Annotated in this window: 15 protein-coding genes; 6 read left to right on the top strand and 9 right to left on the bottom strand. The window is 48.4% G+C overall.

What is annotated here, in order from left to right; all coding sequences use genetic code 11:
- The first annotated feature begins 37 nt into the window (after window positions 1–37).
- Window positions 38–1,231: a fused response regulator/phosphatase gene (locus D0S45_11330; protein ID TIH15255.1), complete on the top strand. Its 1,194-nt coding sequence runs from the start codon at window positions 38–40 to the stop codon at window positions 1,229–1,231.
- Here D0S45_11330 and D0S45_11325 read toward each other — a convergent pair.
- The 8 genes from D0S45_11325 to flgB form a co-directional block, all read right to left on the bottom strand.
- On the bottom strand, window positions 1,228–2,097 hold the full coding sequence (locus D0S45_11325) for an ABC transporter substrate-binding protein (protein ID TIH15254.1): 870 nt from the start codon (window positions 2,095–2,097) through the stop codon (window positions 1,228–1,230). The two genes, D0S45_11330 and D0S45_11325, sit on opposite strands and share 4 nt — an antisense overlap.
- A gap of 92 nt (window positions 2,098–2,189) precedes the next feature.
- A complete protein-coding gene (locus D0S45_11320; GenBank protein TIH15253.1) occupies window positions 2,190–3,503 on the bottom strand; it encodes a FliI/YscN family ATPase in 1,314 nt (437 codons plus the stop codon).
- Window positions 3,504–3,505: 2 nt separating this feature from the next.
- Window positions 3,506–4,243, bottom strand: a complete 738-nt coding sequence (locus tag D0S45_11315; GenBank protein TIH15252.1) for a flagellar assembly protein FliH — start codon at window positions 4,241–4,243, stop codon at window positions 3,506–3,508.
- On the bottom strand, window positions 4,230–5,231 hold the full coding sequence (gene fliG / locus D0S45_11310; GenBank protein TIH15251.1) for a flagellar motor switch protein FliG: 1,002 nt from the start codon (window positions 5,229–5,231) through the stop codon (window positions 4,230–4,232). The genes D0S45_11315 and fliG overlap by 14 nt, the downstream gene beginning before the upstream one ends.
- Window position 5,232: 1 nt before the next feature.
- Window positions 5,233–6,840 (bottom strand): flagellar M-ring protein FliF, encoded by a 1,608-nt coding sequence (fliF, locus tag D0S45_11305; protein TIH15250.1) that lies wholly within the window; start codon window positions 6,838–6,840, stop codon window positions 5,233–5,235.
- Window positions 6,841–7,077: 237 nt separating this feature from the next.
- Window positions 7,078–7,404, bottom strand: a complete 327-nt coding sequence (fliE, locus tag D0S45_11300; GenBank protein ID TIH15249.1) for a flagellar hook-basal body complex protein FliE — start codon at window positions 7,402–7,404, stop codon at window positions 7,078–7,080.
- 53 nt (window positions 7,405–7,457) lie between these two features.
- Window positions 7,458–7,901 (bottom strand): flagellar basal body rod protein FlgC, encoded by a 444-nt coding sequence (flgC, locus tag D0S45_11295; protein TIH15248.1) that lies wholly within the window; start codon window positions 7,899–7,901, stop codon window positions 7,458–7,460.
- Window positions 7,901–8,311 carry a flagellar basal body rod protein FlgB gene (gene flgB, locus D0S45_11290; GenBank protein ID TIH15247.1) on the bottom strand — a complete coding sequence of 137 codons (411 nt, stop codon included), beginning with the start codon at window positions 8,309–8,311 and terminating at the stop codon, window positions 7,901–7,903. Before flgB ends, flgC begins: the two co-directional genes overlap by 1 nt.
- Before the next feature lie 318 nt (window positions 8,312–8,629).
- On the opposite strand from flgB, the gene D0S45_11285 reads away from it, so the two are divergent.
- From D0S45_11285 to D0S45_11265, 5 genes are all read left to right on the top strand, one after another.
- A complete protein-coding gene (locus tag D0S45_11285; GenBank protein ID TIH15246.1) occupies window positions 8,630–9,184 on the top strand; it encodes a tetratricopeptide repeat protein in 555 nt (184 codons plus the stop codon).
- Between the two features lie 172 nt (window positions 9,185–9,356).
- A complete protein-coding gene (locus D0S45_11280; protein TIH15245.1) occupies window positions 9,357–9,956 on the top strand; it encodes an IMP cyclohydrolase in 600 nt (199 codons plus the stop codon).
- Between the two features lie 274 nt (window positions 9,957–10,230).
- The gene (hflX, locus tag D0S45_11275; protein TIH15244.1) at window positions 10,231–11,826 is read left to right on the top strand and encodes a GTPase HflX; all 1,596 of its coding nucleotides are present in this window, start codon (window positions 10,231–10,233) and stop codon (window positions 11,824–11,826) included.
- Between the two features lie 122 nt (window positions 11,827–11,948).
- Window positions 11,949–12,167, top strand: a complete 219-nt coding sequence (locus tag D0S45_11270; protein ID TIH15243.1) for a translation initiation factor IF-1 — start codon at window positions 11,949–11,951, stop codon at window positions 12,165–12,167.
- A 46-nt stretch (window positions 12,168–12,213) separates the two neighbouring features.
- A complete protein-coding gene (locus D0S45_11265; GenBank protein ID TIH15242.1) occupies window positions 12,214–12,423 on the top strand; it encodes a cold shock domain-containing protein in 210 nt (69 codons plus the stop codon).
- 166 nt (window positions 12,424–12,589) lie between these two features.
- Here D0S45_11265 and D0S45_11260 read toward each other — a convergent pair whose 3' ends face one another.
- Window positions 12,590–12,916 carry a hypothetical protein gene (locus tag D0S45_11260; GenBank protein TIH15241.1) on the bottom strand — a complete coding sequence of 109 codons (327 nt, stop codon included), beginning with the start codon at window positions 12,914–12,916 and terminating at the stop codon, window positions 12,590–12,592.
- Window positions 12,917–12,943: the final 27 nt, after the last annotated feature.

Here is a 12,943-nt window from a genome sequence, read left to right as displayed (position 1 = left end):
TAGTCTACAGCATTGTTTCTGTTTCCGGAGGTTTCAGGTGAGTGAAAGTGACCTTGATGTTAAGTCGGGTGATGCAGTTCCTAAAATTTTGGTAGTAGATGATTCTGCTACCATGAGGAATTTTTTAACCCGTGTGCTTGAAGGCAATTATGATGTTGAAACTGCCTCCGATGGAGTTGAGTGTATTACCCAATATATGAAGGTTAGGCCCAGCGTAATCCTACTTGATTTGCTCATGCCCGGGATGGATGGCTTTGATGTTATCGAGAAAATTCGCAATGTCATTAATGATCAAGAGGTTATAATCATTGTTCTTACCGGACAGGATGAACAGGAGATTAAAGCTCGCGCCCTTAATAGCGGGGCCAACGATTATCTGACAAAACCCTTCCATGTTGTAGAGCTGAAAGCACGGGTAGGGGTCGCCATCAGGCAGGTAATGCTTACCCGGCAGTTGCAGGAGGCTAATTCCAGCCTGCAACGTGCTTACGATATAATTGATGATGAAGTTAAGCTTGTAGCGCGGCTTCAGGATAAATTATTGCCTACTGTCATTCCGGTTATTGAAGGACTTGAAATTAAAAGCATGTACCGTCCGTCCGGTAGGGCCAGTGGAGACTATTACGATATATTTGGTCTGGAGGATGGAGTCGTCAGGGTAATCATGGCTGATGTTTCAGGGCATGGACCGCAGGCTGCGTTTATCATGGCTATTGTGCGTACGCTTTTTAAAGCCGACGGAGCCAATCATAATGATCTTGCAGACAGCCTCAGCCAGATTAACGAGCATCTCCTCGATCTCATAGGCAAAGATAGCTACTTTGTAACCTTGTTTGCCGCTGACATTGATTTCAATCAGGGCATGATTAAGTACATGAGTGCTGGACATTGTCCGGCTTTGGTTATGCTGGATGGGAAAATGAGTGATCCTCTGGTGGCGGAAGTGCCGCCTTTGGGCTTTTTCCCGGTTGACAGTGTGCTTTCTGAATGCCGGTTTTCGTCGTCATTGCGTTTATTTTTGTTCACTGACGGATGTTACGAGTGGCGCATGAATGATGATTTTTTTAGTCTTGAGCCTTTTGTTGAGATAGCTGAAGACTTGATGTTCAGTAATTCTTTGCATCTGGATTCAATTGAGGACATTCTTGAAGAGAAGACTGGATTCCGCCCTGTCTTCGATGATGATGTGACAGCCCTTTTAATAGACTGGTCTGGCGCTATTGCTGATTAGGATGGACCGGATAGTTTGTCTTTGATGGCTATCAAAGCTGTCTTGATTTCGTTTCGATACAGATATGACATAAGTATGAGAACAAGGGCTGTGATTATGGATATGGCCTTGTAATGATTTTGATTTGCGGTGGTAGGGTTAAGCCATTTATGTATGATGGCCCATTTCCTTTTTGGAGGAATTGCAGCCATATTCAGGTTAATCTTTTTTATAAGTTCAGGATTGTTTTTGCTTACCGTGGGGTAAAGCTCTCGAGTGTATAGATCCTGAACATATTTGAATGAGTCCGAAATTCCCAGTTTGTTCATCTGATTTACTGCAACGGGATGATCTGCCACAAATATCTTTAGACGACCTCCCGCAGCAGCGTCGAACATTTCCTGTGCAGAGTTGAAGAGCATGAGCGGAGTATATGGATGTTGCTCTTCCATGAAAATTTTTGAGTATCCTCCTTTGATTACACCGCAGCTTTCATCACCATTTAATATCGTCTTTTCATGAATATCCCGAATAGCAAAAAGTCCTCCTTTGAGGTGGAGAATGTAATCTGCGTAGAGCATCCTTTCTGCACGTTGTCTTGAGTAAAACATGCCTGCGTTGATATTCGCATTGCTGTTGGCGGTATCCTCTACAGCAGCTTTCCAGGTTTGAAGTTTGAATACTACTTCGACTCCGGCCTGCCTAGCCCATTCGTTCCAGAGATCAATTAAGACGCCGTCCGGTTTACCGTCATTGTTGATAAATGCTAGCGGGGCCATGCTTGAGGAGTGGGTTATGGTCAGGGGGGTGGCAATAGAAAAGACTGCTGACAAGATTATTGTCAGGGCAGTAATAGTGACGAAAGTTGTTTTTATGAATGCCTTCATTTGTAGATGTTGCTGCTTTTGAATTTAACGGTACTGAATGTCGCTTAGAAATTAGCAGTAAAGGCAGAAACAATCCATAAAGAAATCACGGGTTAACTTGCTGCGGCAAGTTCCATTAATTTGGCAAAACTTTCTTCAATAGTCTGTTTGTCATCAATGAGCTGTTGCAGGAATTCATTGATGGCCGGGACCATTTGTATGGCTGTATCAATTTCCGGGTTGGCGCCTTTTTGGTAGGCTCCGATGTTGACCATGTCTTCAACCTTTCGGAAAGTTGCCAACTGGCCTAGGACCTTGCGTCCGGCGGCAACAATCTCACCCTGTACAATATCTCCGCGAACACGACTGACGCTCTTGAGTACATCTATGCAGGGGTAGTGTCCCTGATCGGCAAGGTCGCGGGTGAGCACAATGTGCCCGTCAAGAATTGACCGTACGGCATCGGCAATGGGTTCAGTGAAGTCGTCACCGTCAACAAGTACGGTGTAGACTCCGGTGATGGAACCGTGCTTATTTTTTCCTGCGCGCTCCAGCAGTTTGGGTAACTGCGCGAACACTGAAGGGGTGTACCCTCCACGGGTCGGCGGTTCGCCCGCGGCGAGGCCTACTTCACGTCCGGCCATGGCAAAACGGGTCACTGAATCCATCATTAAGAGGACGTCTTTATTCAGGTCACGAAAATATTCGGCTATGGCGGTGGCTGTGTGAGCCGCACGCATACGGATAAGCGGGCTTTTGTCAGAGGTGGCGATGACCAGCACGGAACGGGCCAGTCCTTCGGGACCGAGATCGCGTTCTATGAATTCAACAACCTCACGACCACGCTCCCCGACCAAGGCGATAACGTTGATGTCGGCAACAGTGTAACGGGCCATCATGGATAGCAGTGTCGATTTTCCGACCCCTGATCCGGCCATGATACCCATACGCTGACCTTTGCCCAGTGTTAGTAATCCGTTAATGGCTTTAACTCCAACATCAAGTGGTTCGTTGATGCGCGGACGTTCAAGCGGGTTGGGCGGATCGCGGTGCAGGGCATTGTATGCTTCGGGAATGATCGGGCCTTTGCCGTCAATGGGTTCTCCGAATGCATCAACAGCACGTCCTAGCAGGCTCATGCCGACGGGGACTTTGGGTGGGGTTTTGGAGTTTTCAATCAGGCTGCCGGGGCTGATGCCGTGCATTTCCCCGTAAGGCATGAATAAGCAAGCTCCATCCCTGAATCCTACGACTTCAGCGGCGATTGGTGATTCAGCGTCTTCGGGGATGAGTTGACAGACGGAACCCAAGGGGGCTTTGATGCCTTTTCCTTCGGCAATCAGGCCGACTACTTTGCTGACCCGCCCATAGCTGCGGCAGGGGTCCAGTGCGGAAAGGAGTTGTGTACACCCTTTCATGTCGGCCATGGTTATTCTCCTGTTCCTGGTGTCAGCTGTCCGAGAATTTCCTGTACGCCTTCCCAGCGGGAAGTGACGGTGTTCTCGATCATGGCATCGGTGGCTTCCACGATGATGCCTCCGTTGTCAATGGCTGGATCGGCTTTGACTCTCCATTTGGCGAGGTCGGGATGTTCGACTTGAGCCTGTCCAAGCAGGGGACCTATAATGTCGCTGTCAGCAGGAGAAACCTTGATGACCAGCTGAGTCATGGAGTCGATGCGGTTCAGGGCATCATCAAGCAAGGCTGCAAGGATTTCCTGTCTGCGGCTCTCCATTTCCACGGCCAGAGTCTTTTCTACGACCATAAAGACCAGTGAGATTGCATCGGCTGATTGGGCCATCATCACATTATGAGTCTGGTTTTGAATTGCCTGCAAGGTCTGGCCGACGTTCTGGCTGAAGCCTATCATGTGTTGTTCAGCTTCCTGAGCGGCTTGAGCCTGTCCGGCAGCGTAACCTTCCGCTTGCGCATTGGCCTTGATGGCTTCTGCTTCCGTCATGGCTTTGGCAATGATGTCCTTGGCCATATTCTGGGCTTTTGCCTTGACTCGCTCATAATATTCGCGGTCAGTGTCTTCGTTCCAGGTCGGCTTTTTCTTGCCTTCCATTTCCTGTATAGTCATCTCCTGAGCGTTGTTATTGGAATCAAGACCCATGATAACCCTACCGGTGTAGAACTTATTGTCTTCAGTCTTAGACAAAGACATCTCCTGAACCTCTGCTGATCATGATCCGGCCCTCGTCTTCGAGGCGACGGATGTTCTTTACGATATTCTGCTGTGCACCTTCCACATCGGAAAGCTTCACAGGTCCCATGATTTCGAGATCTTCGCGGATCATGTTGGAAGCACGCTCGGACATGTTCTTGAAGAAAAGCTCTTGTAAATCGTCAGATGCACCCTTGAGTGCGGTGGTGAGCTCTTCGTTGGAAACTTCCTTGAGCAGTTCGCGGATCGCGCGGTCGTCCAGTCCCTTGATGTCTTCGAAAACGAACATGAGGTTCCTGATTTCTTCTGCCATCTGGGTGGATTCTTCCTCGATTTCTGAAAGAACTTCCTCTTCTGTTGAGCGGTCTACGGCGTTGAGGATTTCCGCTACTGCGGGAATGCCGCCCACTTTTTTTCCTTCCTTGCCGCCCATGGCGATCAGCTGGCTTTGCAGCACCCGATCCACTTCCATGAGCATTTCTTCTGCAACCGCTTCCAGCTTGGCCAATCTCATCAGAACTTCGGCTCTTACTCCGCCGGGCAGGTTGGATATAAGATCCGCTGCCTGATCGGGATGCAGGTGGCCGATGATGAGGGCCAGTGTCTGCGGGTGCTCGTTCCTGAGAATCTGGGCCAGAATTTTGGGGCTGACATTCTGGAGTTCCTGAAACGGAGCAGGTCCGCTTTCAAGGTCGAGCTTATCCAGAATGTATTTTGCAGTTTCTTCGTCAAGGGATTTGCTGAGAAGTCTTTTGACCTGATCAGCTCCACCCATGAGAAGTTCAGCTCCGTATGCCAGAGTTTCATTAAACTCTTTGAGAACTTCCAAAACCTGTTCTTTGGGGACTGAATCCATCTCCAGCATGGCTTTTGAGACTTCGGCAATTTCTTGACGATTCATGCGTTTGAAGGATTCAGCGGTAAACTTGTCCCCGAGGGCAAGAAGTACGATTGCTGTTTTTTGGTTACCGGTGAACGGCGTTGACAATTTAAGCTGCCTCCTGCTGCTTCAGCCAGCTCTTTAGCACCTGCACAGCCTGATCCATGTTCTTTTCCGAGAGTTGCAGAGCCTGAGCCTTGGCGTTCTCCAGTCTACGTGCCGTATCAAGAGCCTCTTCGTCAAGGTCGCTGTCATCAATTGCGAGTCTTTCACCTGCTTCGGGCAGTCCTGCAACTTCGTCAATTTCATCTTCAGTAACACGGGGTTTGATCAGAGCCATGATTACCGGGCGTACAACCAGAATCAGGAAGAGGAAGATCAGGAGGCCGTTGAGGAAAGGCTTACCGAGGCGCTGTGCGTATTCAAGCATGGTGCGCATGAGGCCTTCGTCGCCGAACAGATCCTGCATGCCGAAGGACATATTGGAAACTTCAACGATGTCACCGCGTACTTCGTCATAACCTACTGCGGAGCTTACCAGTTCCCGGATGCGCTGCATTTCTTCTTCAGAGCGGGGTACATACGTCATTTCGCCGGTGTCAGGGTCTTTAGTGTAGGTTCCGTCTACGATAACCGCTACGCTGAGGCGTTTGAGCTCGCCTACAGGAACGATGATCTGCTGCTCTTCTTTATTGATTTCATAGTTGGTGGTGCGAGTTTCACGGGTGGAGTCCTGAGTAGTGGCTGTCCCGGTAAAACCGTCACCGCGAAAGTTTGCTTCGGGTACGCCGCCGTCAACATTGGCGGTACCGCGGGTTGTTTCTTCACTGGTCTGTTCGGAGCGTGCCACCTGACCGTCAGGGTCGTATGCTTCTGTCTTGATGGTGCGCTGTCTGAAATCGAGGTCTGCGTTAACTTTAGCAATAACTTTGTCTGGGCCGACGATGGGCATGAGCAGACGCTGGATGCGCTGTTCAATATTTGATTCAAGGCCGGATTTGTATTCAAGCTGGCTGTTAGTGATGTTTAGTCCCAATCCGCCGTCATCTTCGGGCTGGTAGAGAACCTGTCCGCGCATGTCGGTAATGGTCACATGCGCAGGCTTTAAACCCTCAACAGACATGACTACGAGGTTAAGAACACCCTTAATCTGCTTGTCGGCGAGCTTTTCCCCTTCCTTGAGCTTGAGCACTACGGAAGCGGAAGGTTCAATCTGTTCTTCAATAAAAAGGGATTTGGCAGGCAGTACCAGATGGACTCTGGCCCGTTCAACTTGCGGAAATTCACTGATGGTTCTTGCAAGTTCACCTTGCAGAGCGCGCTGATAGTTGATGCGCTGGATGAAGTCTGTTTGTCCGATCTGGACCTCATCGAAAATTTCATAACCGATTCCCTGTCCGTGAAGTGCGCCTTCACCGGCAATTTTCAGACGCAGGTCATAAACCTTATCTGCGGGAACCAGGATTGTGGAGCCGTTATCCTCAATCTTGTAGGGTTCCTTGGTAGATTGCAGAATGGAAACAACGCGAGATGCGTCTTCAGAGTAAAGTTTGGTGTAGAGGACTCTGTACTCGGTCTGGTTGAGCCAGAAGACCATGAAGATGAAGGCGATGACAACTGTGGCCGCAAGGCCGCCGATCATGATCCGCTGTGAAACTGTGCGGTCAGACCAGAATCCTTGAAACTTACCCAGATAATCAGTGGCGAAATTTGACATACTTAAACTCCTGACGATTTTTCATTTGTTTTAGCAAGTAGCGATCCACTGATGGAAAAGTTATTTATATCAAGTCGTTATGGGTCTTTATTGAGGTAGATTGAAGTGAAAAAGGAAGGGGCGACAAAAAAATGTCTGATCAGGATGTGGTGTATAAAAGCTACCACGAGGCCTCCGGTGTGGAGGATTCGTGGTAGCAATAATTAGTAAGGCAGGTAAAGGAGCTTTGTGTAAAATCTAGAAAGGCATTTTCATGACTTCCTGATAGGCAGTCATGACCTTGGTACGGACGGTGCTGGTCATGGTCATGGCAACACTGGCTTTCTGTAATGAGATCATCAGTTCGTGCACGTTTTGGTTTTTTCCGGAAGCAAATTCCTCGATCATAGCTTTTTTCTGGCCTTGCAACTCGTTGACGCCCTTGATGGAGTCAGTAAGGGTTTCGGAAAAAGAGTTCGGATCGGCCTTATGAAGGTCCATGGTCTTATCGAACTTTTTATCGAACTTTTGCTGATTCTGTATGGCGTTGCTGTATGCATTCATTGCTACGTTTCTGATGGACATGTCTTGCTCCTTTTTCGTGTGTCGGAAATCCGTCGTTTGTAATCAGCCGGGGCTTACTGGCCCATTCCTATTCTGAGTGCGCGGTTGAACATCCTTTTGGCGGAGTCCACTGATTGCGCGTTGGCTTCGTAAGATCTGCTGATGGTGATCATGTTGACCATTTCCTCGACAACGTTAATGTCCGGATATTTGACGATTCCTTTTGAGTTCGCGTCAGGATGGTTTGGCTCATACACTTCTTTGAATGGACGGGTGTCGGAGACTACGCCTCTGACGGTTACGCCTCGAAGCTGCTGGTTGAGCTGCTGATCCATGGCGGTTTCAAAAGGGGAGAGTACGGGGCTGGACTCCATGGAAACACTTTTGCGGCGATATGGTCCGCCTTCGGCTGTCCGAGTTGTCCTGGAGTTAGCCATGTTCATGGACACAACGTTCAGATACTCCCTTTGGGCTTTAAGGCCTGAAGCTCCGATATCAAGTGCTGTGAAGAAGTTCATTATCTAGCTCCGCTCTGGATGATTTTAGTCATGCCCTGAAAACTTTTCCCTATAACCTGAGAGAGGGCATTGTAATAAAGAGTGTTCTTAGCCATGGTGACCATCTCTTTATCCATGTCGACCGGGTTTTCTCCGTGGATGACTCTAGGTTCGAAGTTGGAGAGAACGTCACCCTGAAATTTATCTGCGTCAAAGGCGTTGGGAATATGCATCTTACTGGTTCTGGTCATCTTACCTTTGGCGTCAAGGCCCATTGCCTTTTGAAGGTCATCTTCAAACTCAAGGCGTTTTTCCTTGTAGCCGGGGGTGTTGACGTTAGCCAGATTGGAGGAGACGAGGTTTTGACGTTGGAGTCTCAGGTCGAGTACTTTGCCTGTCAATTCTATGTGGCTTCCGAAAAGTCCTTTCATGTGTATATCCTCCTGCAAAAATTTCCCGGTGCCCATGTGGTCCGGAAAGAATTGGTATTTACTTTGTGAATCGTATTTAGCAAAAGATGTGCCGTTATTGTAACTAGCTAAAATACTTAGTTTATATTTGTGCTTTTAGTGCCTGTTTGGTCTTTGTGTCGGAAATCAGGCGCATTAAAACATGTTTATTATATAATGTAGGGAGTGTCTTGTTTGGTTTTGGCACGCGGTATGCATCAAGTCAGGCAGACCCTAAGAGGTCGAAAAAAATGCCGCCTTGGATCGTCCGGCGGTAAATAAAATTTCCGGAGGGGAATTATGAGTCATTTAGATTATGAAATTAACAAGGAACTCGGTGAGTGTTATCTGTTCATGGGCGAACTGGATAAGGCTGAAGATTACTACAAGAAGGCTGCCGGATCCAATGGTGTGCATCCTGATCCTTACATCGGTCTTGCCACCATCGCGGTTCAGCGCGGCGAGTATGATACTGCCATGTCTCTGTACGAAAAAGCACATCAGGTAGAAGCTACCGATAAGAGCTTTGCCGGTATGGGACTGATCCAGATGGAAACTTCCCGTCAGGACGAAGCCTTTGCAAACTTTTCTCAGGCACTCGACATCAACATCAGCAACATGGTTGCGCTTTTCGGCATCATCAGGATCGGTCACGAGGCTGAAAGAATGGCTGAAGCTATTCCTTTCCTCGAGAGGTTCCTCGAAGTTGATCCCGATAAGCACGAAGTTCGCTACTCCCTTGCAGGACTTCACATCTGCATGGAGCAGAAGGATAAGGCTGTTGAGCAGCTTGAAATGATCCTTGAAAAGGATCCCGCAAACGAAGCGGCTAAGGAACTGCTGAGTCAGATTTAGCTCACACAGATCCTTTATATATAGCCGACTCCCCTCCCGGTTGGTCCCGTTCCTGTTCGTGTAGTTCAGGGACGGGGACCAGCTACCGGCGAGAAAAAGGTCCGGCCCGGAACTTGCCTTTACGGCATAAATCCGGCACAACTCCACAAAAACCAATATCTGGAGATGTGTTATGGATATGTTGCCTGTAAAGCGTGGAGTGCTCAGTGTTACTGATAAATCCGGGCTTGCTGAATTTGCGGCTGAGTTGGCTGGCTTCGGTGTGGAACTCATCAGCACCGGCGGCACAAGGAAAATGCTTCTTGATGCCGGACTTGAGGTCAAGTCTGTAAGTGATGTTACCGGTTTCCCTGAAATCATGGGCGGCCGTGTAAAGACCCTGCACCCCAGTGTGCATGGCGGCATCCTTGCGGATAAGGATAATCCGGAACACCTGTCGACTCTTGATGAACACGGTATCAAGACAATCGATATGGTTTGCGTTAACCTGTACAATTTTGCCAAGGCTGTTAGCGAAGGGCAGGATTTGAGGAACGCCGTCGAGCAGATCGACATCGGCGGTCCTACTATGCTGCGTGCTTCAGCGAAAAATTTCCATTCCGTTCTGGTTGTCCCCAGTCCGGTACATTACCCTCGTATTCTTGAGGACATGAAGAAGAATGATGGCAAGGTTTCTCTCGCGCTCAGAAAAGATCTGGCCGCGGAAACTTTTGCACTTGTCTCTGAATACGATTCCATGATCGCCAAATATTTGGCAGATCACGACGCGTAATATTTCAAAACGGGATGTCATTTTTATGGCATCCCGTTTTATGTTATGATGCGCTTCGCGCCTATGTCAGGTGATTTCGTCTCCGGCGGCCAAAGGGGATAGTCCCCTTTGGAATCCTTGAATAGGGTAAATTTCTATTTTCGACAGCGACGAAGTCTAATAAAAGTTTTTGGGATTCTTAAACCCTTTTTTCAAAAAGGGTTTAAGCCCCCGGAGGGATAGTCTTATAGCTCTTAAAGCCAAAGGTAATACTCAGGGCCTTAAACCAAGTGAGTTGAAGCGTATCAACCGTCTTGCGGACCGCCGTTACAATGCCCCCAACGGGTTCACTAATGAGCAGGCTCGCGAGCTTTCTTTTCTCAGTCATGAAATCGGACGCCAACTAGGCCTGCTGATTAACAGGCAAGGTAAAGCTGAAATGATTCTGGTCGGTGATCCGGGATCAATTTATATTCCCGAGTTGCCGAGATCGCGTCAGTCTGAAGGGCGGTTACGCGGTTTACGCCTTCTGCACACCCATATTTCCGGGGAAAACCTGTCTGAGGAAGACCTCATGGATATGGTTTTTCTGCGTCTGGATAGTGTATCTGTTCTTGCTTCCGACCCGCACGGGGAACCTGATTTTGTTCAGTTTGCCTATCTACTTCCTCCCGGTTCCGGAGAAAAACCGTACGAACAGCTTGCTCCGGTACGCTGGGACCGTGCGGACATGGATCTTCCTGCCCAGATTAAAGCCCTCGAAGATGAATTTCGCCGTGCGGACCGTACCCGCGATACCACGGACAAACGCGAGCGGGCCATTGTGGTCAGTGTTTCGCAGGACCCCAAGTCCGTGCAGGAACGCTCACTTGATGAACTGGAAGATCTTGCCGATACCGCAGGACTGAAGGTTGAAGGGCGTCTGGTGCAGCGCATCCGCAAGCTCAATCCCAAATTTATCATGGGTAAAGGTAAGCTGGCTGAACTGGAAGTTCTTGCCTTGCAGGCGGATGCAGAAGTGATCCTTTTTGATCAGGAACTTTCTGCCGGCCAGATGCGCAACCTTGCTAAGCTGACCGAACGCAAGATTATTGACCGCACGCAGCTTATTCTGGATATTTTTGCTCAGCATGCCACCACTCGCGCCGGTAAATTACAGGTGGAAATGGCACAGCTTAAGTACACCATGCCCCGCCTTGTGGGTAAGAACCGGGCCATGTCCCGGCTTATGGGTGGGATCGGTGGTCGCGGTCCCGGTGAGACCAAGCTGGAGATTGATCGCCGTCGTATCAAGGATAAGCTCACTAAGTTGGGCAAGGAACTGAAAAAGGTCAGCCGCCAGCGTGGATTCACCCGCGAACGGCGTGCCCGGGCAGGTGTTCCGGTTGTGTCGCTGGTCGGTTATACCAATGCGGGCAAGTCTACCTTACTCAATACCCTGACCAACAGCGGAGTTCTGGCTGAAGATAAACTCTTCGCCACTCTTGATCCCACCAGTCGGCGTATTCGTTTCCCAAGGGAGCAGGAGCTCATCCTGACTGATACTGTTGGATTCATTCGTCAACTGCCCGTGGAATTGAAAGAAGCTTTCCGCGCCACCCTTGAAGAGTTGGAAGCTGCTGATGTTCTGCTTCATGTCTGCGATTCTTCCCATCCTGAAGTGGGGGAACAGATTGAGGCGGTGAATAATATTGTTGCCGATATGAATCTTGATGATGTGGCGACCATTCTCGTGCTCAATAAGTGGGATAGACTTGATGATGAGCAGCGCGAACTTATGCGCAACACCTATCCCCATGGTATCCCTTCCAGTGCTGTTAATCGCCGCTCACTGAATACTCTGGTGGAAGAAATACTAAATTCCATCGACAGGCTCGGTCATAAAATTTAAGATTGGGCTGCCCCGTTTTTTTCTTTACTTATTGCATTAATACCGGGAAATCAGTAAAAAAGTCTGTGTAACAGCAGTACGACATTTTATTTTCATAGCAGTTGTTGGCGACGGAGGGTGCCATGGCTAAAGAAGAAGGTATTGAAGTAGAGGGTATTGTTCAGGAAGCATTGCCCAATGCGATGTTTAAAGTTGAGCTTGAAAACGGGCATGTAATTCTGGGACATATTTCCGGAAAAATGCGCAAGTATTACATTCGGATTCTGCCGGGGGATCGGGTTAAGGTGGAGCTTTCGCCTTATGACCTTACTCGCGGGCGCATAACTTTCCGTATGAAATAATCTTTGTTGAAATCTCAGTCTTGGTCAGACTGATGAGGTTTTTTTTATGAGTTCAAAAGGGGTTGTCAGCTGGTTCAACGATATCAAGGGATTCGGTTTTATCAAGGATGAGGCCGGAAGGGATATTTATGTCCATTTTTCCGAAGTTCTCCGGGATGGTTTTAAAACCCTGAACGTCGGTGAGAAAGTTGTCTTCGAACTCATAGACGAAGAAATGGCACCAAAAGCAACTGCTGTTCGAATCATTAATTATTAGATTTGATTATATCAAAATTTTAAAGCCCGTCTGTTAAAAACAGACGGGCTTTTCTATTGGCGAATTGTCATAAAATTTAGTGGCGAAGCCCCAATAAAAGGTTTTTGGATTCTTAAACCCTTTTGCAAAAGGGTTTAAGGCCCCCGGCAGGGTCGCCGAAGGCTTCTTATCTCTGCCCGGCTTCATTTTTTGTCGGTTCGAGGACCGCGTCTACGTTGACATCACGTGAAGTCATCTTGTTGTTTTCTATTTCGTAGCGGGTCAGCTTCCAGTCCACATGATCGATGAAATCAACTTTGGCCCATCCTTCAGGCGGCAATCGCTTAACCATTTCATCTAGAAAATCGTCAATTTCGATATAATGTCCTTCGTAATCAACATTGAGGACTTTGTCCTTGTAGACGATTTTTTCAAATGGCAATTCGAGCTTAATGTCTTCAAAATCTTCTTCAGACAAGCCGTGCACGTCTCCGTATACTCTTACATCTTCCATATAATTCTCCTCTGTTAAGGGGATATT

Source organism: Marinifilum sp. JC120 (genome assembly GCA_004923195.1).
In the GTDB taxonomy this organism is placed as follows: Bacteria; Desulfobacterota; Desulfovibrionia; order Desulfovibrionales; family Desulfovibrionaceae; genus Maridesulfovibrio.
The sequence above is the reverse complement of the archived record's forward strand: the minus strand, read 5'-3'. Positions and strand labels throughout refer to the sequence as shown.

Bases quoted from the DNA above. Each gene is read 5' to 3' on its own strand.
- D0S45_11325 (TIH15254.1), bottom strand. From the start codon at position 2,097: ATGAAGGCATTCATAAAAACAACTTTCGTCACTATTACTGCCCTGACA.
- D0S45_11320 (TIH15253.1), bottom strand. From the start codon at position 3,503: ATGGCCGACATGAAAGGGTGTACACAACTCCTTTCCGCACTGGACCCC.
- D0S45_11315 (TIH15252.1), bottom strand. From the start codon at position 4,243: ATGTCTTTGTCTAAGACTGAAGACAATAAGTTCTACACCGGTAGGGTT.
- fliF (TIH15250.1), bottom strand. From the start codon at position 6,840: ATGTCAAATTTCGCCACTGATTATCTGGGTAAGTTTCAAGGATTCTGG.
- fliE (TIH15249.1), bottom strand. From the start codon at position 7,404: ATGTCCATCAGAAACGTAGCAATGAATGCATACAGCAACGCCATACAG.
- flgC (TIH15248.1), bottom strand. From the start codon at position 7,901: ATGAACTTCTTCACAGCACTTGATATCGGAGCTTCAGGCCTTAAAGCC.
- flgB (TIH15247.1), bottom strand. From the start codon at position 8,311: ATGAAAGGACTTTTCGGAAGCCACATAGAATTGACAGGCAAAGTACTC.
- D0S45_11285 (TIH15246.1), top strand. From the start codon at position 8,630: ATGAGTCATTTAGATTATGAAATTAACAAGGAACTCGGTGAGTGTTAT.
- D0S45_11280 (TIH15245.1), top strand. From the start codon at position 9,357: ATGGATATGTTGCCTGTAAAGCGTGGAGTGCTCAGTGTTACTGATAAA.
- D0S45_11270 (TIH15243.1), top strand. From the start codon at position 11,949: ATGGCTAAAGAAGAAGGTATTGAAGTAGAGGGTATTGTTCAGGAAGCA.
- D0S45_11265 (TIH15242.1), top strand. From the start codon at position 12,214: ATGAGTTCAAAAGGGGTTGTCAGCTGGTTCAACGATATCAAGGGATTC.
- D0S45_11260 (TIH15241.1), bottom strand. From the start codon at position 12,916: ATGGAAGATGTAAGAGTATACGGAGACGTGCACGGCTTGTCTGAAGAA.